Consider the following 24,302-nt stretch of genomic DNA (forward strand, 5'->3'; position numbering starts at 1 on the left):
TTCGACGTCTAGCTCCCCTGGCGTTGATCGGTACCCATGACTTCGACGCTCATCTGCATGATCAGCCGCACAACCTCGTTGCGAGACATGGATTTGAAGAGCTCAAACGCCATCCGGATGTCGTCGCCTGTGGCGATCGTCGGTCCGTTGCCAAGGTTGGCAAAGGCCTCGTCGACCACACTCTCGGCGGTGACGGCACCCTCGGGAATCTCATCGAGAGATGACAAGCGCCCGCGCTCGAACTCCAACTTGCGCAGCGCCGGCGTGTCGGTCATGCCAAGGACCAGACCGAGGACGTCTACCCCCTTGTCGTGCAGTTCGGCCCACAGGCCCTCGGTGAACACCATGTCGAAGGCCTTGGTTCCGCCGTAAGCCACCATGTTCCGGCCACCGGCCAGTGCGGCCCCGGACGTGAAGTTCACGATGCCGCCTCTACCCCGGCCGACCATTGGGCCGGCGAAGTGGTGACACAACCGCATCAGCACCAGACAGTTGCGTTGCAGCAGGGACTCAGCTGCCGACACCGGATTGGAGAGAAAGGGTTGGTAATTCGGATCACCGCCCGCGCAATAGACCAACATGCCGACATCTATGTCGGCGGTGGCATCAATGATCGTTCTCGAGGCATCAGCGTCGGTGAGGTCCACCGGCAGCGTCCGGGTCTGAGCACCGGTGCGCCTGCGGATGCCTTCGGCCACCTCCTCGAGCACATGCTGACGACGAGCGACGAGCACCACGTTGACCCCTTGGGACGCGATTCGCTCGGCGAACAAAGCCCCGACACCGTCAGACGCACCGACGGCGATCGCCCAGGGCCCGTACTTCGTCGCGAAGTCGTCGATCACCGAGCTGACACCCCGACGAGTCGCACTGAGGTGTATTTGCGCCGTGCGATCCGCCATCCGTCAACCGTGCGCACGGCGTGATCGTCGTAGTAACCAACGGGATTGGCACCCGAGCCGTCGTCAGTCAAGATCAAAGCATCGACGTATGTTCGTACTTCTGCCGCGTCACCATCGATGTCGATCCTTTGGTTGGTCATCCGGTGCATGGTGTGAGCGGCCCCGACGTGGATCGCCGCCATGAATTCGGCCACCTCGACATCGCCCGTCCAACGGCCGACCTCGCCGTAGTCCACTTCGGCATCACTAGTGAAAACTGTCGACAGCAAATCATATTGCCGACTATCAATCGCTGTCGCATAGCGGATCGTGAGGTCGACGAGTTCTTCGCGGTCTGTCATGCGACATCTCCATTCGGGTGAATGACGACCCGGGGCGGCCCCGCGGACTTCCGAGCCTCGTCCAGTGCGTCGGGCACTTCATCGAGACCGATGATCTTTCCGATGCTGGGCAATGGGTCGAGCCGGCCTTCGACCACCGCATCCAGAACGCCGTACCAGTCCTGGGGCATCGGGCCTCCGCCGAATTGCAGCGTCAGGCCGTTGCGGGTGGCCTCGGTGATGTCGAGGGTGTCTCCGGTGTACCAGCCTCCGGCGCAGTAGATGCGAGAGGAGAACTCCGCCTCTTTGACGATCGAGTCGATGAGGCCGGCTGCGCCAACGCATTCGAACACCACCGCCGAGCCGCCCAGGTGGCGTTCGGCACGCACCTCGCGGAACACGTCGAACACCGAGCGTTGCGCGGGGTCGACCAAGACGTGCGCGCCGAAGCTTGCTGCGGCCAGTTCACGACGATCGGCATTGAAATCGGAAATGATGATCGGCTCGATACCTCGGGCGGACAGCGCTGCGACGGCGGACAATCCGATCGCGCCCGCACCGATCACGATGGGGATCTCGCCGGGCTCGAGTTTGGATGCGCGGACATAGAACTCGCCGACCGCAAACGCATCGACGACGGCGATGGCGTCACTTGATACGGATCCATCGACGATCTTCGCCGTCGCCTCGGGCACCACGAGCAGCTCACCGAAACTGCCCTGCGCTTCGGGATGCTGACCGATGATGCGCAGGCCGCCGGCACCTCCGTCGACCAGCCGGATCGGCATCGACGTGACGCGCGAACCGATCGGGAACGCGTCGCTGCACCCGGGCCCGTGGCCGATCACCTCGCCCACAAATTCGTGCCCCATCACGATGTCGCGGTCCGCGTCGTAGAGCGATCGGCCCGTCGGATCGTCGATCGCGAGTTCTGGGTGATCCATGAAGTGCACGTCGGAGGCGCAGATCGCGGTGCTGAGTGTCTTGAGCAATAAGTCGCCTTGGCCGGGTAGGGGATCTGCGGTCTCGCGGACACTCAGTCGGCCACCCCGCAACACGACTGCGCGCAATGTTATCTCACTTCTCTATTATTCGAGATATGGTTCTCGAATTACTGAAACGACCGTAGAAGGCACCATACGAGGAGTCAAGGTTGCGCGGAGCGAATTCGGCACCGACCGAACGAGTTCTCGATGTGATCGAGTTGCTCAGCCACCCCCCGAACGCACAGATGCGGTTCTCCGACATCGTTCGCGAACTCAACCTCTCGCAGGCCACCGCACACGCGATTCTCAAGACGTTGACCGATCGCGGCTGGGTGGGCCGGGATCCCGTCGCCAAGACGTTCAGTCTCGGCCCGACGCTCGCGCTCATCGCCGCCCGACTCGACGCGGCCCGTCCGATGGCTCACCTCGCACACGACGCGGCACGCCGCCTGGCCACGACAGTCGACGTGCCCGCCTCAGTCATCGAGCGGGCCGGAGACGACCTGGTCATCACCTCCTTCGAACAGCCCAAGGGATCAGTGATCTCAGCGTCACCGAACGAACGCATCCCCTACACCGCGCCCTTCGGTGTCGCATTCGCGGCGTGGGACACCCCGGACGCACAACGGGCCTGGATCGAACGTGCGGCCGCTGATGACCGGGCACTCACCCGCCAGTTGTATGACGTTCTCGCGCAAACACGCGAGCGGGGCTACGACGTCGACTGGATGACGCCGGCACTTGCCCAGGCGGCGCAGGCGATCGGTTCACTTTCAGAGCATGCGCTACCGGTTAACATGCGGTCGATCATCGAACAACTGCGTGTTGAGTTCACCTCGGCGGCGCTGGCAACCGACAACAACACGCGCTCGCCGCGTCCCGTCGCGACAATCTCGGCACCAGTGCTCGACCGGGCCGGTCATATTCAGCTCGTACTCGGTATTCATCCGGTGCGTCCGATGACGATGTCTGAGGTCCGCTCGGCCGCACAACCTCTGCTGCGGGAAATCGCGCAGCTGACGAACGACGTGCGCGCGTAGCGACACCGATTTTCGACTCATTCGTCACTTCTGTATCCACCGCGGAGTTCTTGCCTCACGTCAAGATGCGCGCGTAGGGGGGTTCGTTGCCTCACGTAAGCGTGCGCGCTTGAGTAGGTCCGCTTGAGTGCCACGATGTGCTGCACCGTCACGTCCTGATGATCGACAGCGCGGTGAAACGGGGTGGCTGCCTGGTCGTGTTTCTTCGACACCTTCGCGCCGCGGCGAGTGAGCATCGGCGCCAGTCGCTTGCCGGCCGGCATGCCCGACACGTTCCAGCAGAAGTCAACGCCGCGATGACCTCGGGACCGTACTTGACCGAAGGAGGCCTGCGCGGTGTGACAATCTTGGCCGTCAGCGCTGCTTTTGAGTGCCCTGCGAGCATGGCTTCGGTGCCACCCCGTGTTCGCTCACTGTTGACGACGGTTGAAAACTAGGCCAGTTGCGACGGTCGAAAAGTAGGCCACCCATACAGATTGGATGGGTGATCTCCTTGGAAGACTGGGCCTTCATTCGGCATCTTCACCGCAGCGAGGGTTTGTCGCAGCGGGCCATTGCACGTCAACTCGGCATCGCGCGTGACACGGTGGCTAGTGCGCTGGCCAGCGACGATCCACCAAAGTACGAGAGGGAATCGCCGGCCTCGGCGATCAACGAGGTGGAACCGCGGATTCGGGCGTTGTTGTCGGCCTATCCCCGGATGTCGGCGACGGTGCTCGCCGAGCGGGTGGGGTGGACGGGCTCGATCTCCTGGTTTGGGGAGCGGGTCCGGATGATCCGCCCGGAGTACCTGCCCGCTGATCCGGTCGACCGCCTCGAGCATCCGCCGGGTCGGGTGGTCCAGTGCGATCTGTGGTTCCCGGCACCCAAGATCGCGGTCGGGTTCGGTCAGGAGGCGATGCTGCCGGTGCTGGTGATGGTGGCCGCGTTCTCCCGCTTCATCGCCGCGGTGATGCTGCCCTCGCGCCAAACCATGGATCTGGTGGCCGGGATGTGGCAGCTGCTCTCACAGAACTTCACCGCGGTGCCGCACGAGTTGTGGTGGGACAACGAGGCCGGGATCGGACGCCGCGGCCGGTTAACCGATCCGGTCACCGCGTTGATCGGGACGCTGGGTTCGCGGCTGGTGCAACTCAAACCCTATGACCCCGAGTCCAAGGGCATCGTGGAGCGAGCCAACCGGTATCTGGAGACTTCGTTTCTGCCCGGGCGCAGCTTCACCTCACCGCAGGACTTCAATGATCAACTGGGACTGTGGCTTCCGACCGCAAACCGTCGTCGGGTGCGGGTGTTGGATGGTCGCCCGGTGGACTTCTTGGCTGCCGACCAAGCCCAGATGCTGACCCTGCCACCGGTGGCGCCGACAGTGGAGACGAAGACGTCGGTGCGGTTGGGGCGTGACTACTACCTGCGGGTGGCCGGCAACGACTACTCGGTGGATCCGAGTGCGATCGGCCAGCTCGTCGAGGTGAGGACCACCCTGGCCCAGGTGACCGTGATGCGGACGGGGCGCCTGCTGGCTGCTCACGATCGCTGCTGGGCAGCGCGACAGACCCTGACCGACCCTAAACACGTCGAGACCGCTGCGGTGTTGCGTCGACAGTTCCAAGCCGGGCCGCCACCGGCGACCGGTGACCAGCTGGTGCGTGATCTGGCAGACTACGACCGGGCATTCGGCGTCGACTTCACCACTGCCGAAGTCACTTCTGATGGTGAGGTGGCATGAGCATGGCCGAGGATCCGATGAAGGCCGTCCTGCACTACGCCCAAGCCCTCAAGGCGCCACGCATCCGCGACGCCGCGGCCCGCCTGGCCGAGCAAGCCCGCGACGCCGGCTGGACTCACGAAGAGTATCTGGCGGCCGTTTTATCGCGGGAGGTTGCGGCTCGTGAGGCCTCCGGTGCGGCGACCCGTATCCGCTCCGCCGGGTTCCCGACCCGGAAGTCTTTGGAGGACTTCAACTTCGATCACCAACCCGCACTCAACCGGGACATGATCGCCCACCTCGGCACCGGCGCGTTCCTGGCCAAGGCCTCCAACGTGGTCCTGCTCGGGCCACCCGGAACTGGCAAGACCCACCTCGCCATCGGATTGGCGGTCAAGGCCGCGCAGAGCGGGCATCGCATCGCGTTCGCCACCGCGGTGGACTGGGTCGCTCGCCTCAAGGCCGCCCACAACGCCGGGCGGCTCCCGGCTGAGCTGGCCAAGCTGCGTCGCATCGGGTTACTCGTTGTCGACGAGGTCGGCTACATCCCCTTCGAACAGGACGCGGCGAACCTGTTCTTCCAACTGGTCTCCAGCCGCTATGAACACGCCTCGCTGATCTTGACCTCGAACCTGCCCTTCGCCCGCTGGGGCGACGTGTTCGGTGATCAAGTGGTGGCCGCGGCGATGATCGACCGCATCGTGCACCATGCCGACGTCCTGACCCTGAAGGGATCCAGCTATCGGCTCAAGGACACCGGAATCGACACCTTGCCCTCCGCACGCGCAGACAACACGGCACAATAACCACAACCACGTGGCCTACTTTTCGACCGTCGCTTCTGGCCTACATTTGGACCGTCGTCAACAGCTCACAACTCGTCAAGGATCCGACCGTTCCCGCACTTACTGGCCAGCTGGTACCGCATAGCGGCTGCTTCGCTGATTGCTCGGCGCTGTGTCAACGTCAACCCCATCCACTGGGCGTACGCGCGCATTCTCGATGAGGCAACGAAGCACCACTTCGACTGAGCCACCGGATTCGGCGTGCCAAAACAACTTTGGCCTCATTGAACACATACGCCTCAACTTGGTCCCGACTTGTCGGTGCTCGAACATATGTTCTACCTATGAGCGCATCGGCGGGATTCGGCAGCGACGTGGCCTCGGCCGTTGCGCGCCTGCGAGCCGCACGTGACGAGCTCATGGAGTCGCGCCTGGACATGTCGAGCATCGGTGAGCTGTTGGAGGTGCTCGATGCTCTCGAAAACGACCGACGTCGCGCGCCCACGCTCGAACACCGCATCCTCGAGGAACTTCGCGGCCGCGTCGCACCCCCCGACATCGGCGCCAAGAACTGGAGTGAGGTGCTCCAGCGGCGGCTGCGGATCAGCGCCGCCGATGCGCGCAGACGTCTGGACGATGCGGAGGATCTGAGCCCTCGGCGCACGATGACCGGGGAAGCGCTGGAGCCGACGATGCCCAACGTCGCGAAGCGGCAGGCCGCGGGGGAATTGGGTGCCGACCATCTGCGCGTCATCCGGAAGTTCTTCCGTGAGCTGCCCCACGGGGTGGACTACCAGACTCGCCAGGGATGCGAGGAGACCCTGGCACAACTTGCCGCTGAACACACCCCCGACGTGTTGCGCGCGGCCGCCGACCGGCTGGCCGCACTGGTGAATCCCGACGGCGTGTTCGACGACCTCGACCGCGCACGCCGTCGTCACTTCACCATCGGCAAACAGGAAGCCGACGGGATGAGTCCTGTCCGCGGGCTGCTCGACCCAGAAGCACGCGCGACACTCGATGCGGTGTTGAGCAAGTTGGCCGCCCCAGGGATGTGCAACCCGGACGACGAAGCACCCTGTGTCGACGACGAACCGAGCCCAGACCATGTGAGCGCCGATCATCGCTCCCAGAGTCAGCGCAATCACGACGCCCTCAAAGCGATGGGCCGTTCGGTGCTCTCCTCGGGAGAGTTGGGCAAGCACAGAGGATTACCGGTGACCATCATCGTCTCGACGACACTGCAGGACCTGGAGTCAGGTGCCGGGCTGGCGGTGACCGGCGGTGGCACGACGCTGCCGATGAGCGACGTCATCCGCCTGGCCAGCCAGGCCCACCACTACCTGTCGATCTTCGACAAGCACACGCAGGAGCCGCTCTACCTCGGCCGAACCAAGCGCCTCGCCTCTGCCGGTCAGCGAATTGTGTTGCACTCCAGAGATCGCGGGTGCACCGCCCCGGACTGCACCGTGGCCGGATACGGCTGCCAGGTACACCACGCGGTGCTGGACTGGGCCGACGGCGGACTGACCAACATCACCGACGAGGTGTTGGCATGTCCGCCGCACAACCGCCTCGTCACCGAGGGCGGATGGACCACGCGAAAACGCAGAGACGGACGCGTCGAATGGATCCCGCCGCCATTGCTCGACACCGGCCAAGGCCGCGTCAACAACTACCACCACCCGCAGCGGTACCTGCAGCCGAAGGAAGAGGAGTCGGAATGAAGATCCTGGTTGCCACGCGCCTGACGCAGGGCACGGCGCCGACGGACTATCACTACTGCGTCGAGGGCGAACTCGTGTGGATGCAGGAGCCTTGCGACCGAGACCTCAGGGATCCCGCAATGCCGTGTGGATGTGGCCGCGGGTTTGCAGGCGCGGCGTCACATCGAGCGACCACGACCGCAATGGTCGTCGACACGGAGTTGACACGCGATGATGTCGTACTCGCATTCAAGACCAGCCTCGTCGATGGCGGATGGCCGAGCGAATGGGCAGAGGCCGTCGCAGACGAGAACCTCGAGATCGCTGCGCAGCTTCCAGTTGGAACCATAATTGTTCGGAACCTGGAGAAGTACTTCCTACGAGGTGCGCTTTTCGGCGGTGATGGCTAACGGAACCGCCCACGCAACTCGTTCTTCAACACCTTGCCGGTGAGGTTTCGCGGAAGCTCCCGCACGAGTTCGAGCCGCTCCGGCGACTTGTGGCGGCTCAAGCCCTGGGCTGCACAATGTTCCGACAGCACCGCTAGCGTCACCTCGGCGTCGGGTTGTGCGACGATCACCGCGCACACCCGCTCACCGGTGCGTTCATCGGGAACGCCGATGACCGCGACGTCGGCGACCGCCGGATGCGTTGCCAGCACCCCCTCGACTTCGAGCGCCGAGATGTTCTCCGCATTGCGGATGACCGCGTCCTTGATGCGGCCGGTGACGACGACGTTGCCGTCGGCGTCGATGCGCCCCCGGTCGCCGCTTCGGAACCACCCGTCGGCGTCGAAAGCGTCGGCGTCGAGCGCCTCGTCGACATACCCCAGGAAGCACTGCGGGCCCTTGAGCCGCAGTTCGCCCTCCTCGCCGGGGGCGACCTCACGCTCGTTGTCGTCAACGACACGGACCGAGACACCCGGCACCGGTCGTCCGACGGTGTGGTCGAGCACCTCGGGCGCGCCGTCCGGCGGCGGCGATGTCACCACCGGGAACTCGGTCAATCCCCACGAATTGGCCACTCCGGTGACACCGAGCGTCTCGCGCACCTGTCGCCCAAGCTCCGCGGTGATCGGCGCTCCGCCGCCGACACAACCACGCAGGTCGGGGAAGAGCGGGTCCGGACCGTGGTCGCGCTGGGCGGCCATGAACGCGACGAAGAACGGGGTTGCTGAGCCGAGCATCGTCGGTCGATGTGCCGCAATAGCTTTCGGTGTGAGCACCGGGTCGAATGCGTCGAACAACACGAGTCGCATGCCGGTGAGCAGGCTCGCCGCCAGCATCGAGGCACCACCGATATGCGACACCGGGAAAGCGATCGGATTGACGTCGGTATTCGACGCACCGACCATTCCCACCACGCCTGCCGACCCGGCGATCACCGAGCGATCGCAGTGCCGCACGCCCTTCGGCGCGGCAGTTGTCCCCGACGAGTAGTACACCCAGCGTGGCAGGGTGGCCGACGTCGGCGGGTCGGGCAGCGACGCGGGATCGCCTGCAGGCAACCGCAGCCCGTCGGTAACGGGCGCCGCATGATCGACCACCACGACGGTCATCGGCTGATCTCGCGCGAGCTCGTCGGCTAGATCAACGTGGTCGAAGCCGCGCCACACGCCCGGAACTACCAGAAATTCGGTACCGAGTTGCGTTGTCACGAAACGGACTTCGCTCTCGCGCCAGATCGGCAGGATGGGGTTCTGCACGGCGCCCAGGCGGGTCAGCGCCACCATGACGACCATCGTCTCCAGCGTGGTCGGCAGCTGCCAGGACACCACGGAACCGTCGCCGACCCCGCGGGCCGCGAGTGCCGCTGCCGTGCCCTGCGCCGCATCGCGCAACTCGGCGTTCGTCAGGCTGCGGCCGAAGTCGTCGACGAGCACCACGCGGTCCGGATGTGACCGGGCGGCGTCCTCGACCAAACTCCAGTAGGTACCGGACATCAATATCTTCTGTTCTTCGCGCAAGCGTCCCCTGCCCTTCGGGCGTGGGCCCACATCAGCGACTCGGCAGGAGCAGCCGCCGTTTGGCCAGGATATTGCGCATCATCTCGTTGCTTCCGCCCGACACCGTGTAGGCACGCGACCACAACCAGGACTCACGCAGCCGCTGTTCGGCCTGCTGGACAATCGGATCGGCATTCTCGGTGCACACCGTAGCCGCGAGTTCGGCGCCGTAGGCCGAAACCCGGTGATAGGTCTCGGCGAAGCTCAGCTTGGCGATCGAGCCGTCGCCCACCTGCTCCGCGCCGATCATGAGACGTTCGACATGGTCATCGATGAATGCCTTCGCCACCTCGACCTCGACAGCCAGCTCGGCCACTCGCTGGCGAACGTCGGCGTGCTCAAGTGCGGGACTCTCCTCGAGGGTGGCGTGCCGGACCACGGTGACCAGATCGTCGATCAGCAGTTCGAGCAGGATCACATTGCCGCCGATACCGAACCGTTCGAAGTCCAGGCCGGCCATGATGATCGACCAGCCCTGGCCAGGCTCACCGATCAAACCGTCCGCGGCGAGAGTCACCCCGTCCAAGAAGACCTCGTTGACCTCGATCGCCTCGTTGATCGTCCGGATCGGCCGCACCTGAACACCCGGCGCCGACAGCGGCACGATGAAAGCCGACAGGCCGTGGTGGCGCGACGACGCCGGGTCGGTGCGGATCAACGCCAGCCCCATATCGGCCCAGTGCCCGTCGGTGATCCAGGTCTTCTGGCCGTTGATCACCCAGGTTCCGTCGGACTGCACCACGCCTTTGGTCCGGACAGCGGCAATGTCGCTCCCGGCATCGGGCTCGCTGAGCAACTGACACCACACGTGCTCGCTGCGCCGGATCGGCGGCAGCAGGGCCGCCTTCTGTTCGTCGGATCCGAAGTGCAACAGCACGTGCGCGGCAAGATTGACCTGATCCACGGGTCGCGGCGCTCGGGCACGCAGGATCTCCTCACTGAGGATCCGGTCGTGCAGCGGGTGATGATCCGCGCGCCCACCGTGCTCGACGGGCCAGTCCGCACCGACGAACCCCGCCTCGAACAGCGAGGCGAACCAGGCGCGCAACTGGCCTTCCTGCTCGGCATTCTCCGGCGCACGGCGCCCCTCTCTGGCGTCGAACGGCGGGGCGTGCTCGGATATGTGCGCCCTGACACGACGCCTGAACTCGGTCAGGTCTGTTTCGCTGGGACGGGTCACCATCCGGACCTCTCCGCGACCAGGCCACGGCTGGAGCGAACGGTTCCGAGCAGGAAGCCGTTGGTGAATACCCGGCGAAGCTCGTGGTGCAACGGGTACTCCCAGGTGAATCCGATGCCCCCCGACAGTTGCATGCACTCGTCCACGGCGGCCGTCGCATTGGCTGTCAGATAGGCATGGGCGTGTGCGGACAGTGTGATGGCGTCGTCTGGCGTATCGGGGTCTGCGAGCGCTCGGGCGGCCTTCATGACGATCGCGCGCGCCTTCGCCTCGAAGACCAACAAATCGACCAGCCGGTGCTGCACCGCTTGGAAACTCGCGATCGGCACCCCGAACGCGATGCGCTCCTTGAGATAGCCGACCAACCGTTCGAAGGTGGCCGACACGGCACCCAGCGAGTCAGCGCTGAGCAGCACCCTGGCCATCGCGAGCAGTTGATCGGCGCGTTCGGGCCCGCCGATCAGCGCAGCCTCGGCTTCGGCGACCTCGACGCGCCACGCTGCCCGGTCGATGTCCAACAGCTCCTCATCACGGCTCCTGGGCAGCGAATCCGACACCTCGATCAAGTGAATCCCCCTACGCCCCAGCGTAATCAGGATGTCGATCGCGTCACCACGCGTCACGCGCACGGTGTCGCCGGCCAGCGCGCAACCCGCCGTCGCGGTCCCGTCGAGCACCGCGGGCAGCCAACGATCGCGCAGTTCGCTCGGTGCCGAACTCAACGCCGCGGCCGACAGCACACCACCGAACCAGGTCGACGTATTGTGCGCGCGGCCGAGTTCCTCCGCGATGACCGTCGTCTCCACCGGACGCCATCCGGCGCCACCGAGGTTCTCCTCGACGAGCAATCCCGTCCAGTCCATCGCCGCGAGTTCCTTGATGGAGTCCTGCGCGACGTGCGCGGTCAGGAAATCGCGTGCGGCCGCCCGCAATAGACCGAGATCGACGTCCTCGTCGGTCATGCCGCGGCTAGCTCCGGTGCAGTAGCTGGTCGGCGTTGTCGCGCATGATCCGCTTCTTGGCCGCATCTTCGAGCGGGTCGAGGAGCTTGACGAAGTCGGCCGGCTCGGCCAGACCTTCGGCGTGGGGGTAGTCCGAACCCATCAGCAGGCACTCGTCGTACCCGAGACGTTCGACGATAGTCGGGATGTCGTCTTCCGGGTAGGGGACCACGCCGACGTGCCTGCGGAAGATCTCGGACGGACGCTCGGTCAGTTTGCCCCCGATCCAGGGTCCGTTGCGGCCCATTCCGCGGCTCTTGTCCATGTGAATGACGAACTGCGGAACCCACTCTGCGCCATGTTCGGCCACCAGTACGTTCAATCCCGGGAAACGGCCGAAGAGGTTGTCGAAGATCAGCGCGGAGAGCGTGTCCTCGATCGGGCGCTGGCCGTAGATGTTCATCCACTGCCATGCCGACATGTGCCAGGCGGCCGGATCGGGGTTGTGGCCCCAGGCCGGCGAGATGGCGTCGAAGTACCAGAACGGCTGGATGTGGAAGACGAGCGTGCAGCCGGCCTCCTGCAGTCGCGCGTAGATCGGGTCGAAGTAGGGGTCGCCCGGCGACCGACCGTGGGCGGGGCCCGTCGGCAACAGCACCAGGCGGGCGCCCTGTTCGATGATGGCCTCAGTTTCGGCGATCGACGATTCCAGGTCGCGCAGCGACAACAGCGCGGTGGCGTAGATCTTGTCCTGGTAGTTGAAGCCCCAAGTGTCGTCGAACCAGCGGTTGAACGAGCGCAGATTGGCGTACAGGGCTTCGGTGTCGTCGACGTAGTGCTCGGCGGCCAGCGCCATCCCGGCCGGGAAGATGACCGCCCGGTCGACGTTCTGCCGCGCCATCACCGCCAACCGCGGTTCCCGCTCCAGCCACTCGGGCTGCATCGGCTGCGGTTCGTAGGACTCGTCGGGATTGCCCGAGCCCATCTGCTTGAGCATCTCTTTGAGCGAGCCCGGCCGGTAAGCGAGATCGAAGCCAAGACCCGCCTCGCTGTTAAACGTGGCGATACGGTGGCCGGCGAGGATGACCTCCTTACCGTCGGCCGCGCGCACCGGTGCGATGGCGCGATCGTGAAACTGCTTGGGCAGATACCGGGTAAACGCGTCGCGCGTCTCATAGCAGTGGGTGTCGCAGTCGAAGATCCCGTAGTCGAGGTTCGTCGTCACAGCGCGGCTCCTTCATGCGAGAATCTGTATTCTCCTATTCCAGAAAACATACTATCCTCGCCCGAGAATGCCTATCCCCGGGCCGGGCGAGCGCAGAGGACGACATGACCGCAAGTGAGGCCGATGAACTCCGGCACGCCGTCCGCGACTTCCTCAGATCCGTCTCCCCCTCGGTCCGCGTCCGTGAACTGATGCAAACCGAGGGCGGCCACGATCGTGTGGTGTGGGAGCAGATGGCCAAGGAATTGGGACTGCACGGCATCGCCATTCCCGAGCAGTTCGGCGGGGCCGGTGCGGGCATGTCCGAACTGGCCGTCGTCTTCGAGGAGATGGGTGCCGCGCTGTTGTGCGCTCCGTTCTTCTCCACCGTCGGATTGGCTGCGCAGGCCATTCTCTGCAGCGGGGATTCGGCCGCCATGGCGGACTACCTGCCCGGGCTCGCGGACGGGTCGACGACCGCGACGGTGATCCTGAACAGTCGCCTCGAGGCATGGGACCCGCACACGGTCGCACTGAGCGCGCGGGCAGACAATGCCGGCCATCGTGTTCGCGGCGATGCCGACCTGGTCATCGACGGTCACACCGCCGACCTGCTGCTGGTCGCCGCCAACACCGACGCCGGCATCTCGCTGTTCGTCGTCACCGCCGACGCCGACGGCCTGACCCGCGAGCCGCTCGCGACACTCGATCGCACGCGCAAGATCGCCAGGGTCCGGTTCGACGAGGTTCCCGCCCGGCTGATCGGCACCGACGGCGCAGCGGCGGCAGGCCTCGCCGCGACCTCGGACCTCGCGCTCGTGGCGCTGGCAGCGGAGCAGGTCGGTGCGGCGCAGCGCTGCCTCGACATGGCCGTGGGCTACGCCAAGGAGCGCATCCAGTTCGGCCGCGCGATCGGCAGTTTCCAGGCGGTCAAGCACCGGTGCGCGGACATGCTCGTGCTCGTCGAAGGCGCCCGCTCGGCCGCCGTCCACGCCGCTGACTCCGCCAGCGGCGAAGAGTTGTCGATCGCCGCGTCAGTGGCGAAGCTGGCCTGTTCGGAGGCTCTGCTCGACGTGGCTCTGAGCAACATGCGGATCCACGGGGGGATCGGCTTCACCTGGGAGCATGACGCGCACCTCTACGTCCGCCGCGCCAAGGCCACCCAGCTCATGTACGGCAGCCCGGACCATCACGCCCAGCGCCTGGCAGTTCTTGTCGGCAAATGAAAGGACGATCATGACCATCTCGTACTCCCTGGAACTGCCCACACACCGCGTCGAAGCGGTAGCGGAGTTCGTCACCGCCGAGGCGATCTCCGACATCGCCCGGGTCGCCGAAGCCAGCGGCTTCCGTGCAGTCCATGTCACCGATCACCCGGCGCCGGACGCAAAATGGCTCGATCACGGCGGCCATCACGCTCTGGACCCGTTCGTCGCGTTGTCGTTCGCCGCCGCCGCCACGACCGACATCAGGCTGCTGACCAACGTCTACATCGCGGCGTATCGCAATCCATTCCTCAGCGCGAAGTCGATCCAGAGCCTCGACATCCTCTCCGGCGGACGCTTCATCCTCGGCACGGCCGCCGGTTACCTGAAGCCCGAATTCAGGGCTCTGGGCGTCGACTTCGACAACCGCGGCGCCCTCCTCGACGAAGCGCTCGACGTCCTGGACAAGGCGCTCACTGGTGCGGATGTGGCGTTCGAGGGCACGTCGTTCGCCTCCCGAGGGGTGCGGTTGTTTCCCGTCCCGGCCACGCGACCGCCGGTCTGGGTGGGTGGCAACAGCAAGCCCGCGGTACGGCGAGCGGTGTCACGTGCCCAGGGCTGGGCACCGTTCAACACGTTCGGCTACGCGGCGGCCTCGCGAACGGCAGAGATCTCCACGCTCGACGAGTTGGAGGCCGCGGTCGCCTGGGCCAAGAAATACGCGGCCGAGGTGGGGCGGACCGAGCCGCTGGACATCTGCTTCTCGGCGGGCAACCTGCTCGACGACAGCAAGTGCACCGACGAGCGGCACGCCACGATCGAGAAGCTGGAAGCCATCGGGGTGACCTGGTTGACCGTCGCGGCCCCGGGTGCCACCAGGTCCGAGGTCACCGACTACGCGCACTCGTTCGCCGACGAGTTCATCGCATGAGACTGTCGCCCGCGAACCCGTCGACGTCGATGCGCCGGTGCGCGAACAGCCATCGCCCGTTCACCGGTACCAAGACGTCGCGATACCGGCCCCAGTGGTCGAGCCCCACATCGGTGTGCACGGCGAAGTAGCTGCTGACCGCGACTCGGTCGCGGGCCACCGACTCGAACCTGAGGCTCGAAACATGATGCCGCACATGTGTCGGCACTTGGCGTGCAGAATCCGGTTCGCGGGCCATGGCGGCACCGAGACCCGCCTCGATCCCCTCGGGACCCGTCAGCGGTGCAGCCCCGCCGGAGAACTCCAGGACACCGTCCGGACCGAAGCACGCCGCCAGCACACGCAGATCGAACCTGTCGGTGGCGGCGGTGTAGTCGGCCAGCGTCTGGCGGACCGACTCCCGGACCTCGAGCTCCCAGCCGTCCATTGGTCCTCCGCTTCTCACTACTCCTGGAATTGACGCTCGGACACACGATAACGTCTATTCTCATGCCCCAGCCACACCTCTCTGACCTGCTCGACCCGACATCTACGGCACTCGTCACCCAGGAGTGTCAAGGCGGGGTGATCGGACCCCAGGCCGGCCTGCCCATGCTGGCCGACGAGGCGCGCAGGGAGGCAATCCCCAACATCGGCAAGCTGCTCGCGGCGGCCCGTGCCGCAGACGTCACCGTTGTGCACTGCCTGATCGAGCGGCGCGCGGACGGTCGCGGCTCGAACCACAACGCCCGACTGTTCGCGGCCGGCAAGTCGTTCTCCGCGGATCTGTCCCCCGGCAGCCCCGGCGCCTCGGTGTTACCGGAGTTCGGGCCGCAGCCATCCGATCTCGTGCTCACCCGCACCCACGGCGCCGGTCCGATGACGGGTACGGACCTCGACTCGGTGCTGCGCAACCTCGGAATCACGACCATCGTCGGCGTCGGTGTCTCGGTCAACGTCGCAATCACGAACTTCGTCATGGACGCGGTCAACCGCAGCTATCAATTCGTCCTGCCTCGCGACGCGGTCAGCGGCTTCCCTCGCGAGTATGCCGACGCCGTCGTCGACAACACGTTGTCCCTGCTCGCGACGGTGACGACAACCGAAGCGGTCGTCGACGCCTGGACCCGATCGGTCGGCTGAGGCCCCGTGCTGGCTGTCGACCCAGCCGAAGTGATAACGTCGTTATCACTAGGCGTAAACGGTCATATCCGCTGCTCTGATGGAGGTTCGGTCACATGTCACCCCGGTCCCTGCCGTACCCGGTCTTCGACATCGACAACCACATGTACGAGACCACCGACGCGCTCACCAAGCATCTGCCCAAGCAGCACCGGGGAAAGGTCGGCTACGTCGAGGTCAACGGACGGCCGAAACTCGTCGTCAAGGACCACATCAGCCACATGATCCCGAACCCGACGTTCGAGCGGGTGGCCCGGCCGGGCAGTGCGGAGGACTACTTCCTCGGCAACAATCCAGAGGGTCTGAATTTCCGCGAATTCATCGGTGAGGCAATGGAAGTCATTCCAGCCTATCAATCACCGGCGCCTCGACTGGAGCTCATGGACGAGCTGGGCATCGACCAGTGCGTCATGTATCCCACCCTCGCCAGCCTCATCGAAGAGCGCACGACCGACGACGTCGTCCTCACCCACGCCATCATCCACTCGCTGAACGAGTGGATGCACGAACACTGGACCTTCAATTACCAGGACCGCATCTTCGCCACCCCGGTTATCTGCCTGCCCCTGGTCGACGAGGCGATCAAGGAGTTCCACTGGTGCCTCGAACGGGGCATGAAGACGTTCCTGGTCCGTCCCGCGCCGGTGCCAAGCCGGTTCGGCGGATCGCGGTCCATGGGGCTGCCGGAATTCGACCCGTTCTGGGAGGAAGTGGTCAAGTCAGGCTTACCGGTGACCTTCCATGCCTCCGACAGCGGCTACCAGAAGCACCTCATGGAGTGGGAGGGCGGCGACGAGTACCTGTCCTTCAAGCCCAGCGCGCTGCGCGAGGTGGTGATGGGGTTCAGGGCCATGGAGGACACCCTGGCGGCGCTGATCTGCCACGGCGCACTGTCCCGCTTCCCGGACCTCAAGGTCCTCGTCGTGGAGAACGGTAGTGGTTGGGTGCGCAACCTGCTGCGCCAGCTCGACAAGGCGTACCGGGTGATGCCCAAGGAGTTCGACGAGCACCCCGTCGAGGTGTTCAAGCGCAACGTCTACATCCACCCGTTCCTCGAAGACGACGTCAAGGGCATCGTCGACATCATGGGTGAGGACCACGTGATGTTCGGTTCGGACTTCCCCCATCCGGAGGGCATCGGCGATCCGCTGAGCTTCGTCGACCGGTTGGAGGGCCTTTCTGATACGGCCAAGGCGAAGATCATGGGCGGCAACGCCATCGAGCAACTGGGACTTCAAAGGGTTCCGGCATGACGCAGGCGCCTCCCGCCCCGACAGAGTACGAGGGGATCGCAGGATTCGAGGCGCAGGTCGGCGAGCATCTGGGTTACAGCGACTGGCGCCGGGTGACGCAGAAGGAGATCGACCTGTTCGCCGAGGCGACAGGTGACCACCAGTGGATCCATGTCGACGCCGAGAAGGCCGCGCGCGGCCCGTACGGCAGGACCATCGCCCACGGGTATCTCACGCTGTCGCTAGTTCCTCTTCTCGTACAACAGATTTACCGGGTCACCGGGTTGTCGATGCAGGTGAACTACGGTGTTGACAAGCTGCGGTTCCCGGCGCCCGTTCCGGTCGACTCGCGGATCCGCGCGGGCGCCGAGTTGGTGAAGGTGGAGCGCACGGACAAAGGCGCGCGCGCCACGGTGCGTGTCACCGTGGAGGTCGAGGGCTCCGACCGGCCGGCATGCGTCGTCGACACCATCGCGGCGATGGTCGAGTAGCTCAACGGTTCGGCGAGTATGTCTCGGCGTATTACGCGTTGAGCAGTCTCTCGCCGATGACCTCGGCGTCGCGCAGCTTAGTCACCTCGTCCGTGGACAACCCCAGCGCGGTCAGCACCTCGTCGTTGTGCTGACCCAGGGTCGGTGAAGTGGTGCGGTGATGTCGCGACGGACCCGGTGAGATGCGGAACGGCCAGCCGGGAAATCGTTGTCGCCCCGCGATTTGATGGTCGAGGTCCTCGTAGAAACCCCGCGCCTCCAACTGGTCGACGTCGTACATCCGGTCGCCGGTCAGTAACCGTTCCGCGGGCACACCCCGTCGCCGCAAGGCGTCGGCCGCCTCCTCCGGCGCGTGTCCCTTGGTCCATTCGGTGATCAGCTCGTCGACGGCATCGTGTTGTGCCAGTCGGGCTTCCGAAGTGCCGAAGCGAGCGTCATCGCGCAGTTCGGGACGGCCGATGACGTCGGTCACAGCGGCCCAGTCGGTGTCGTCGCGCACCGAGACCGCCACCCACTCTTCCTCGCCTTTCGCCGGGTAGACGCCCTGTGCGTAGTGGCGGTGCCGATTGCCCTCGCGCTCACGTATCCGGCCGGTCAAGGAGTGTTCGATGACGGGCTCGGCGGTGACGGCGGCACCGACTTCGACCTGCGCCACTTCGATCAGCTGTCCTTCGCCGGTACGTCGCCGGTGTTCGAGTGCGGCGAGCAGCGCCACCGTCGCATGGACGCCGGCGATCGGGTCGGCCGGCCCCTGCAGGTTGCAGGGCGGGCCGTCGGCGTAGCCGGTGACCGCCGACATCCCGGACAACTGCTCGATGTTCAGCGCCCAGCCGACGTAGTCCCGCCATGGGCCCTCAAGGCCGAACCCGGGCATGCGGACCATGATGACGTCAGGGTTGACCTTCACCAGCGACTCGTAGTTCAGACCGAACTGTTCGACGACGCGCGGCGAGAAGTTCTCGACCACCACGTCGGCTTCCGCCGCCAAGCGCAGCGCCAACTCTCGACCGGCTTCGGTGCCGAGGTCCAACGTGATGTCCTGCTTGTTGAGGTTGGTGCCCTGCCACAGCGGTCCGATCTCGTACCACTCGTCGTTGCTGCGCAACAACGAACCCGAGTACCGGTGCCCGTCGGGACGCTGGATCGACTCGACCTTGACCACGTCGGCACCGAACGCACCGAGGTAACACGTCAGGTACGCGCCCGCCCAGAACGTGCTGAGGTCGAACACCTTCAAGCCGGCGAACGGCGCCGTGGGATCGTCGATTCGCGCCGCGACGCGTTCGCTCGCATCCTGCCACCGGGGGGTGTTCTCGCCGAGCAGCGGTGCCGGCCGCGCGGCAGGCACCGGCGTCTTCGACAATCGGAACGGCGCGCCGGGCCGCTGGAAGCGCGCCGACTCTGATCCGCCCTCGAAGAAGAACCCACGATCACGGTACTGCGGACAGTCCAGGATCGATGCGCCGTCGTTGATCGGCGCCGCCGGGATCCGCATGGCCTGACTCAGTTCAACAAGATCGGCCACGGGCATCGACTGCAGCCACGGCTGGGCCTTGGCGAAGAACTCGTCACGCTCCGGACCGCCCAACATGATGGCGAGCTGGTGTTCGCCGAACTCCGGCAAGCCCACCATTGCGCACACGTCCAGCCAGTGCTGGCCGGTCAGACAGTTGATGCCGATCCATCCGTCAGCGGCCCGCACGATTCCCAGCATCGGTGCGGCCTTCGAATTCGTGGGCAGACCCATGCTTTTCAAGCGTTCGGCCATCAGCATCGGGTACGGCAGCGTGCACAGCAGCGACTCGAATGCCGACACATCGACGTCGACGACCCGCCCGACGCCCGCATCGGCGACACGCAGGGCGGTGAGTGCTCCGAGCGCCGCATAGCTGCCGGTGATGTACTCGGGTATGCGGGCCCCGGCTTGCACAGGAGCCCTGCCGAATTCGCGCGTGTTCACCCAGCCCGAAGCCGCCTGAACGGTGAACGGCGTCGACGGGAAGTCGCGGCGCGGGCCCTCTTGGCCGTAGTCCGAGATGTGCACCACGACCAGGTCGGGATTCGTCTGTTGAAGCGTCTCGCGGTCGATCCCCAGCTCGAACCGCTCGGCGGAGCCAACGGGCAGGCTCTCCACCAGCACGTGAGCTCGAGCGATCAGCTCCGTCAATTGGTCGGTGGGAGAATCGAACTCCGTCGTCACGCCATGCTTGCCGGCATTCAGATACTCGAACAACCCGCCGGCCGGGCCCCAGCTTCGCAGCGGGTCACCGGCGGGTGGCTCGATCTTGTATACGTCGGCCCCGAGGTCGACGAGCAACTTGGTGCAGTACGGAGCCGCGATGTCGCTACCGATCTCGACCACTCGAAGCCCCGCCAGCGCTGCACCATGATCCATGGTTCGCTCGCAAGCCTCGCTCACGCAGGCACTCCGATCGCCTTGGGTTCCATGTACGCGCGCAACCCCAGCACCCCGCCCTCGCGCCCGATGCCGCTCTGCTTGAAGCCGCCGAAGGGTGCGTCACCGGGAATGGTGCCGTTGATGGCTACCTGACCGGTTCTGATGCGCCGCGCGACCTCGACCGCTCGCTGCACGTCAGCACTCCACACCGCGCCGCCGAGGCCGTAGGCGGAGTTATTGGCGATGGCGACGGCTTCGTCGTCGCCCCGATAACGCAGGACCGTCAGCACCGGACCGAACACCTCCTCTTGAGCGATGTGGGACTCCGCGCTCGCGTCGGTCAGGATGGTCGGCTCGAAAAAGAATCCGCCCGAACGTCTTTCGACCCGACCGCCGCCGAAAGCGACCTTCGCGCCGTCAGCTTCGGCGCGCCGGACGAAGCCCTCGACCCGGTCCAGGTGCTGGCCGCTGATCAACGGACCCATGGTGACCCCGTCGTCAGCGGGATTGCCGACCGTCACAGCGCGAGCGAGATCGCAGAGCCGGCTGACGACCTCGTCGTGCATGTCCTCGGACACCACGAGTCGGCTGTTGAGGATGCACGCCTGCCCCGCATGCAGGGTGCATCCCTCGAAGAGCAGCCGCTCGAGCAGCTCATCGGTCAACTCGACGTCGTCGAGCAGGATGCACGCCGACTTGCCGCCGCATTCGAGCAGGACCCGCTTCATCGTCGCCGCGGCCGAAGCCATCACCTCCCGGCCGACCGCCGAGCTGCCGGTGAAGCTGACCATGTCCACCCGCGGGTCCACAGTCAGCGCTCTACTCGCCTCGATGCCGCTCGGGGTGACGACATTGACGACGCCCGGCGGGATATCGGTCTCGGAGTGAATGATCCGGGCAAGTGCGAGGCCGGCCAACGGCGTCAGCGGCGACGGCTTGAGCACCACGGTGTTGCCCGCGGCCAGGGCGGCGCCCAGCTTCATCACGTTGAGGGTGTGCGGGAAGTTCCACGGCGTCATCACCGCCACCACGCCGAGCGGCTCGTAGCGCAGCAGCGTGGTGCCCGCCGCGCCCCAGGCATCCATCGGTGCCTCGGCCGGTTCCAGTGCCAGCTCCGCGGAGTGGCCCATCATGAACGCCGGACCATCGACATGGATCAGGCGCTCGTTTGCTGTGCAGCCCCACTCGGCCTGCGCCAGCACATAGATCTCGTCCCCGTGGGCCAACAGCGCGTCGCTCAACTGCTGCAGGCATCGCGAGCGCTCCTCGGGCCGCGCCGCGGACCACGAGCCCGCATCGAACGCGGTGCGGGCGGCGGCGATCGCCTGCTCGACCTGCGCGACGCCGGCATCCGGGGCCGTCCCGATGACCTCTGACGTCGAGGGGTTCACCACCTCGTAGCGCTCGCCGCCCGGATCAATCCAGTTGCCGTCGACAAAGACCCCGTAGGTGTCGACAAGGCTCGATTCGGCCATCACGTCCCCTGACCTTCCCGGTTGTGCGCCGGAGTGCACCGCTCTCGGCCTGACGTTGCCCGTGTCGGACATCTGCCTTGTGTGTGTACACCCCGCCGACTCAAGGAGTCAACCGTATCCATGGCTTTAACTGGTATTACGATGTTTGACATGCTTCCGCCACGTGCGGTAGACACGACATTACCGGACATTGCGGCTTCAAGTGTCCGATTGCCCCGGTGTTGAGGAGAGCCCGCAGTGCCCACTGACTCGACTGCCAGACCGACGTCCGCGGTTCCTCTGCATTCGCCGGACTTCTACGCGGGCGATCCCTACCCCGCGTACCGGGAGTTGCGGGCGAACACGCCGGTGGTGTGGAACGACGTCACGAATTTCTGGGCGTTGACCAAGTACGAGGACGTGCGATTCGTATCCGGGCACCCGATGTTGTTCTCGTCGACGCACGGCATCACCATTCCGGACCCTGCCTATCCCGAGCCGGTCCAGGAAGGCAACCTCATCTTCACGGACCCACCTCGGCACCGTCAGCTGCGGAAGCTGATCAACTCGGGATTCACCCGCCGTCAGGTGGCGTTGCTGGAGCCGACGGTGCGCAGCATCGTCGACGGCATCGTCGAGAACATCGATCCCTCTCGCGAGTACGAGTTCGCCGAAGAGATCGCCGCGCCGCTGCCGACCCGCATGATCGCCGAAATGCTCGGTGCCGCTCCGGAGGACTGGGAGAAGTTCCGCGCCTGGTCGGATGCCGCTGTCGGGACGGCGGATCCCGACATCGAGCTCGACCACTTGGTGGCGCTCGGCGAGCTCTACGAGTACTTCACCAAACTCATCGATGCGCGGCGATCCGGCGCGGTGAGCGGCCAGGACGATCTGTTGAGCATCCTCGCGGCCGCCGAAGTGGATGGAGAGCGCCTCACCGACGCCGACCTGCTCAACTTCTCGTTCCTGCTTCTCGTCGCGGGCAACGAGACAACACGCAACCTCATCGCGCTGGGCACCCAAGCGCTACTCGAGAATCCGGAGCAGTTCGCGATGCTTCGCTCCGATCCCTCGCATCTTACGTGCGCCGTCGAGGAGATGCTGCGCTTCACCAGTCCGGTGACGCACATGGCGCGACGGGCAACCGCGGATGTCGAGATCCGCGGGCAGCAGATCAGGGCGGGAGACACGGTGGTCATGCTGTACGGCTCGGCGAACCGGGACGAGGAGATCTTCGGCCCGGCGAGTGAAAGTTTCGACATCACACGTAATCCCAACCCGCACATCGCCTTCGGTGCCGGGGAACACGCCTGCCTGGGTGCGCAACTCGCCCGCCTCGAAGCCAGGGTCATGTTCGAGGTGCTGTTGGGCGCCTATCCGACGATCGAGCTGACCGGAGACGTCACCCGACTGCGCGCCACCATGGTGCCCGGGGTCAAACGCATGCCGGTCCGACTGGGAGCGAACCTCTGATGGAATTCGACTACACCCCCGAACAAGAGCAACTGCGCAAGGAGTACCGCGAACGCCTCGAGGCCGTGATGACGCCCGAACGGCGCGCGGCGGTGTCCGGGTTGACCGAGGGCGGCGCCGCGATCGGTGAGTGCCGACGGGCGCTGGGCGCCGCAGGTCTGCTCGGGGTCGCCTGGCCGGTCGAGTACGGCGGCAGCGGGCTGACCGCCCTGGAGCAGTACATCTTCGGCGAGGAGGCGCGTAGGGTGAACGCGCCGCTGCCGATGATCACGCTCAACACCGTGGGTCCCACCCTGATCCAGTACGGCACCGACGAGCAGAAGGACACGTTCCTGCCCGCGATCCTGCGAGGCGAGGTGGAGTTCGCCATCGGGTACTCCGAACCCGGCGCTGGAAGTGACCTCGCTTCACTGCGCACGACGGCGGTGCGCGACGGCAACGAGTTCGTCATCAACGGCGCCAAGATGTTCACCAGCGGTGCGGAGTTCGCCGACTACATCTGGTTGGCGGCGCGGACGGATCCGGAAGCCAAGAAGCACAAAGGGATCACCGTCTTCATCGTGCCCACCGATACCCCGGGGTTCTCGTGGAAGCCGCTGCACACCATGCCGGGGGTGTCGACCTACTACACGTTCTACGACGACGTGCGCGTCCCGGAGAGCGCGATCGTGCTCGGTGAGAACCAAGGCTGGAAGCTGGTGACCAACCAGCTGAACCTCGAACGCGCCGCCCTGGGCAATCTGGGCGCACTGGAACCGCTGTTCGCCAAGACGCTGGAGTGGGCCAGGACCACGCCCCTCGACGACGGTCTGGTCATCGACCAACCGTGGGTCCAGCAGGCGCTGGCCCGGGTCGAGGCGCAGGTGGCCGCCTATCGCTTACTAAACCTGCGGGTCAACAGCAGCATGAGTTCCGGCGCCCTGGGAATGGGGGAGGCTTCGGCGGCCAAGGTCTTCGGCACCGAACTCACGCAGCAGGTGGCCCGCGAACTGCTCGATGTGGTCGGACAGGCGGGCATCCGCAAGGGCCCCGCGGCGCCGTTGAAAGGTGAGCTCGAAAGCGCCTACCGACTGGCCGTCATCAACACCTTCGGTGGCGGCGCGAACGAACTGCAACGCGACATCATCGCCATGGCCGGACTCGGGATGCCGCGTGCACCCCGCGACATGCGAGCGTCCTGAGA

Annotated in this window: 22 protein-coding genes and 1 pseudogene; 12 read left to right on the forward strand and 11 right to left on the reverse strand. The window is 65.6% G+C overall.

Going from position 1 to position 24,302, the window contains the following annotated elements; all coding sequences use genetic code 11:
• Positions 1-8: 8 nt before the first annotated feature.
• Genes K3G64_RS07540 through K3G64_RS07550 form a run of 3 tightly spaced genes read right to left on the reverse strand, consistent with a single transcriptional unit; the run spans position 9 to position 2,292 of the window.
• On the reverse strand, positions 9-845 hold the full coding sequence (locus K3G64_RS07540; RefSeq protein WP_238890116.1) for an SDR family NAD(P)-dependent oxidoreductase: 837 nt from the start codon (positions 843-845) through the stop codon (positions 9-11).
• Positions 842-1,243 carry a nuclear transport factor 2 family protein gene (locus K3G64_RS07545; protein ID WP_238890118.1) on the reverse strand — a complete coding sequence of 134 codons (402 nt, stop codon included), beginning with the start codon at positions 1,241-1,243 and terminating at the stop codon, positions 842-844. Before K3G64_RS07545 ends, K3G64_RS07540 begins: the two co-directional genes overlap by 4 nt.
• The gene (locus tag K3G64_RS07550) at positions 1,240-2,292 is read right to left on the reverse strand and encodes a zinc-binding dehydrogenase (protein ID WP_238890120.1); all 1,053 of its coding nucleotides are present in this window, start codon (positions 2,290-2,292) and stop codon (positions 1,240-1,242) included. Before K3G64_RS07550 ends, K3G64_RS07545 begins: the two co-directional genes overlap by 4 nt.
• Before the next feature lie 83 nt (positions 2,293-2,375).
• On the opposite strand from K3G64_RS07550, the gene K3G64_RS07555 reads away from it, so the two are divergent.
• Positions 2,376-3,248 (forward strand): helix-turn-helix domain-containing protein, encoded by an 873-nt coding sequence (locus K3G64_RS07555; RefSeq protein ID WP_238890122.1) that lies wholly within the window; start codon positions 2,376-2,378, stop codon positions 3,246-3,248.
• A gap of 230 nt (positions 3,249-3,478) precedes the next feature.
• Here K3G64_RS07555 and K3G64_RS25645 read toward each other — a convergent pair.
• Positions 3,479-3,658 (reverse strand): annotated as a pseudogene (locus K3G64_RS25645) (integrase catalytic domain-containing protein); the annotation flags it as partial.
• 74 nt (positions 3,659-3,732) lie between these two features.
• On the opposite strand from K3G64_RS25645, the gene istA reads away from it, so the two are divergent.
• From istA to K3G64_RS07575, 4 genes are all read left to right on the forward strand, one after another.
• Positions 3,733-4,974: an IS21 family transposase gene (gene istA, locus K3G64_RS07560; protein ID WP_238886612.1), complete on the forward strand. Its 1,242-nt coding sequence runs from the start codon at positions 3,733-3,735 to the stop codon at positions 4,972-4,974.
• Positions 4,975-4,976: 2 nt separating this feature from the next.
• Entirely contained in the window at positions 4,977-5,759 is a 783-nt protein-coding gene (gene istB, locus K3G64_RS07565) for an IS21-like element helper ATPase IstB (RefSeq protein WP_441338866.1), read from the forward strand.
• Between the two features lie 323 nt (positions 5,760-6,082).
• The gene (locus tag K3G64_RS07570) at positions 6,083-7,465 is read left to right on the forward strand and encodes an HNH endonuclease signature motif containing protein (protein WP_238890124.1); all 1,383 of its coding nucleotides are present in this window, start codon (positions 6,083-6,085) and stop codon (positions 7,463-7,465) included.
• Positions 7,462-7,854 (forward strand): DUF7715 family protein, encoded by a 393-nt coding sequence (locus K3G64_RS07575; protein WP_238890125.1) that lies wholly within the window; start codon positions 7,462-7,464, stop codon positions 7,852-7,854. Before K3G64_RS07570 ends, K3G64_RS07575 begins: the two co-directional genes overlap by 4 nt.
• Here the strand turns inward: K3G64_RS07575 and K3G64_RS07580 are convergent.
• Genes K3G64_RS07580 through K3G64_RS07595 form a run of 4 tightly spaced genes read right to left on the reverse strand, consistent with a single transcriptional unit; the run spans position 7,851 to position 12,795 of the window.
• Positions 7,851-9,386: a class I adenylate-forming enzyme family protein gene (locus tag K3G64_RS07580; protein WP_238890126.1), complete on the reverse strand. Its 1,536-nt coding sequence runs from the start codon at positions 9,384-9,386 to the stop codon at positions 7,851-7,853. The genes K3G64_RS07575 and K3G64_RS07580 overlap by 4 nt on opposite strands.
• Positions 9,387-9,441: 55 nt before the next feature.
• A complete protein-coding gene (locus K3G64_RS07585) occupies positions 9,442-10,632 on the reverse strand; it encodes an acyl-CoA dehydrogenase family protein (RefSeq protein WP_238890127.1) in 1,191 nt (396 codons plus the stop codon).
• Complete coding sequence (locus K3G64_RS07590) at positions 10,626-11,591, reverse strand: acyl-CoA dehydrogenase family protein (RefSeq protein ID WP_238890128.1); 966 nt, start codon at positions 11,589-11,591, stop codon at positions 10,626-10,628. Before K3G64_RS07590 ends, K3G64_RS07585 begins: the two co-directional genes overlap by 7 nt.
• Positions 11,592-11,598: 7 nt before the next feature.
• Complete coding sequence (locus tag K3G64_RS07595; RefSeq protein ID WP_238890129.1) at positions 11,599-12,795, reverse strand: amidohydrolase family protein; 1,197 nt, start codon at positions 12,793-12,795, stop codon at positions 11,599-11,601.
• A gap of 104 nt (positions 12,796-12,899) precedes the next feature.
• On the opposite strand from K3G64_RS07595, the gene K3G64_RS07600 reads away from it, so the two are divergent.
• Both K3G64_RS07600 and K3G64_RS07605 read left to right on the forward strand, forming a co-directional pair.
• On the forward strand, positions 12,900-14,000 hold the full coding sequence (locus tag K3G64_RS07600; RefSeq protein ID WP_238890131.1) for an acyl-CoA dehydrogenase family protein: 1,101 nt from the start codon (positions 12,900-12,902) through the stop codon (positions 13,998-14,000).
• A 10-nt stretch (positions 14,001-14,010) separates the two neighbouring features.
• Positions 14,011-14,910: a TIGR03619 family F420-dependent LLM class oxidoreductase gene (locus tag K3G64_RS07605; protein ID WP_238890132.1), complete on the forward strand. Its 900-nt coding sequence runs from the start codon at positions 14,011-14,013 to the stop codon at positions 14,908-14,910.
• On the opposite strand, the gene K3G64_RS07610 is transcribed toward K3G64_RS07605, so the two are convergent.
• Positions 14,900-15,337: a nuclear transport factor 2 family protein gene (locus K3G64_RS07610; protein WP_238890133.1), complete on the reverse strand. Its 438-nt coding sequence runs from the start codon at positions 15,335-15,337 to the stop codon at positions 14,900-14,902. The two genes, K3G64_RS07605 and K3G64_RS07610, sit on opposite strands and share 11 nt — an antisense overlap.
• Before the next feature lie 62 nt (positions 15,338-15,399).
• On the opposite strand from K3G64_RS07610, the gene K3G64_RS07615 reads away from it, so the two are divergent.
• The 3 genes from K3G64_RS07615 (at position 15,400) to K3G64_RS07625 (ending at position 17,794) form a co-directional block, all read left to right on the forward strand.
• Positions 15,400-16,032, forward strand: coding sequence for a cysteine hydrolase (locus K3G64_RS07615; protein ID WP_238890134.1), 633 nt, complete (start codon positions 15,400-15,402; stop codon positions 16,030-16,032).
• A gap of 95 nt (positions 16,033-16,127) precedes the next feature.
• Positions 16,128-17,324: an amidohydrolase family protein gene (locus K3G64_RS07620; RefSeq protein WP_238890135.1), complete on the forward strand. Its 1,197-nt coding sequence runs from the start codon at positions 16,128-16,130 to the stop codon at positions 17,322-17,324.
• Entirely contained in the window at positions 17,321-17,794 is a 474-nt protein-coding gene (locus tag K3G64_RS07625) for a MaoC family dehydratase (protein ID WP_238890136.1), read from the forward strand. Before K3G64_RS07620 ends, K3G64_RS07625 begins: the two co-directional genes overlap by 4 nt.
• 31 nt (positions 17,795-17,825) lie before the next feature.
• On the opposite strand, the gene K3G64_RS07630 is transcribed toward K3G64_RS07625, so the two are convergent.
• Together K3G64_RS07630 and K3G64_RS07635 are read right to left on the reverse strand one after the other, a co-directional pair.
• Positions 17,826-20,189, reverse strand: coding sequence for a CaiB/BaiF CoA transferase family protein (locus K3G64_RS07630; RefSeq protein ID WP_238890137.1), 2,364 nt, complete (start codon positions 20,187-20,189; stop codon positions 17,826-17,828).
• A 20-nt stretch (positions 20,190-20,209) separates the two neighbouring features.
• Entirely contained in the window at positions 20,210-21,667 is a 1,458-nt protein-coding gene (locus K3G64_RS07635) for an aldehyde dehydrogenase family protein (protein WP_238890138.1), read from the reverse strand.
• A gap of 279 nt (positions 21,668-21,946) precedes the next feature.
• Between K3G64_RS07635 and K3G64_RS07640 the strand changes: the two genes are divergently transcribed.
• Both K3G64_RS07640 and K3G64_RS07645 read left to right on the forward strand, forming a co-directional pair.
• The gene (locus K3G64_RS07640; RefSeq protein WP_238950484.1) at positions 21,947-23,119 is read left to right on the forward strand and encodes a cytochrome P450; all 1,173 of its coding nucleotides are present in this window, start codon (positions 21,947-21,949) and stop codon (positions 23,117-23,119) included.
• Positions 23,119-24,300 carry an acyl-CoA dehydrogenase family protein gene (locus tag K3G64_RS07645; protein WP_238890140.1) on the forward strand — a complete coding sequence of 394 codons (1,182 nt, stop codon included), beginning with the start codon at positions 23,119-23,121 and terminating at the stop codon, positions 24,298-24,300. The genes K3G64_RS07640 and K3G64_RS07645 overlap by 1 nt, the downstream gene beginning before the upstream one ends.
• Positions 24,301-24,302: the final 2 nt, after the last annotated feature.

The sequence above is a fragment of the Mycobacterium sp. IDR2000157661 genome (assembly GCF_022317005.1).
Lineage (GTDB): Bacteria > Actinomycetota > Actinomycetes > Mycobacteriales > Mycobacteriaceae > Mycobacterium.

Bases quoted from the DNA above. Each gene is read 5' to 3' on its own strand.
- K3G64_RS07545 (WP_238890118.1), bottom strand. From the start codon at position 1,243: ATGACAGACCGCGAAGAACTCGTCGACCTCACGATCCGCTATGCGACA.
- istB (WP_441338866.1), top strand. From the start codon at position 4,977: ATGGCCGAGGATCCGATGAAGGCCGTCCTGCACTACGCCCAAGCCCTC.
- K3G64_RS07570 (WP_238890124.1), top strand. From the start codon at position 6,083: ATGAGCGCATCGGCGGGATTCGGCAGCGACGTGGCCTCGGCCGTTGCG.
- K3G64_RS07575 (WP_238890125.1), top strand. From the start codon at position 7,462: ATGAAGATCCTGGTTGCCACGCGCCTGACGCAGGGCACGGCGCCGACG.
- K3G64_RS07580 (WP_238890126.1), bottom strand. From the start codon at position 9,386: ATGTCCGGTACCTACTGGAGTTTGGTCGAGGACGCCGCCCGGTCACAT.
- K3G64_RS07585 (WP_238890127.1), bottom strand. From the start codon at position 10,632: ATGGTGACCCGTCCCAGCGAAACAGACCTGACCGAGTTCAGGCGTCGT.
- K3G64_RS07590 (WP_238890128.1), bottom strand. From the start codon at position 11,591: ATGACCGACGAGGACGTCGATCTCGGTCTATTGCGGGCGGCCGCACGC.
- K3G64_RS07600 (WP_238890131.1), top strand. From the start codon at position 12,900: ATGACCGCAAGTGAGGCCGATGAACTCCGGCACGCCGTCCGCGACTTC.
- K3G64_RS07605 (WP_238890132.1), top strand. From the start codon at position 14,011: ATGACCATCTCGTACTCCCTGGAACTGCCCACACACCGCGTCGAAGCG.
- K3G64_RS07610 (WP_238890133.1), bottom strand. From the start codon at position 15,337: ATGGACGGCTGGGAGCTCGAGGTCCGGGAGTCGGTCCGCCAGACGCTG.
- K3G64_RS07615 (WP_238890134.1), top strand. From the start codon at position 15,400: ATGCCCCAGCCACACCTCTCTGACCTGCTCGACCCGACATCTACGGCA.
- K3G64_RS07620 (WP_238890135.1), top strand. From the start codon at position 16,128: ATGTCACCCCGGTCCCTGCCGTACCCGGTCTTCGACATCGACAACCAC.
- K3G64_RS07625 (WP_238890136.1), top strand. From the start codon at position 17,321: ATGACGCAGGCGCCTCCCGCCCCGACAGAGTACGAGGGGATCGCAGGA.
- K3G64_RS07630 (WP_238890137.1), bottom strand. From the start codon at position 20,189: ATGGATCATGGTGCAGCGCTGGCGGGGCTTCGAGTGGTCGAGATCGGT.
- K3G64_RS07635 (WP_238890138.1), bottom strand. From the start codon at position 21,667: ATGGCCGAATCGAGCCTTGTCGACACCTACGGGGTCTTTGTCGACGGC.
- K3G64_RS07645 (WP_238890140.1), top strand. From the start codon at position 23,119: ATGGAATTCGACTACACCCCCGAACAAGAGCAACTGCGCAAGGAGTAC.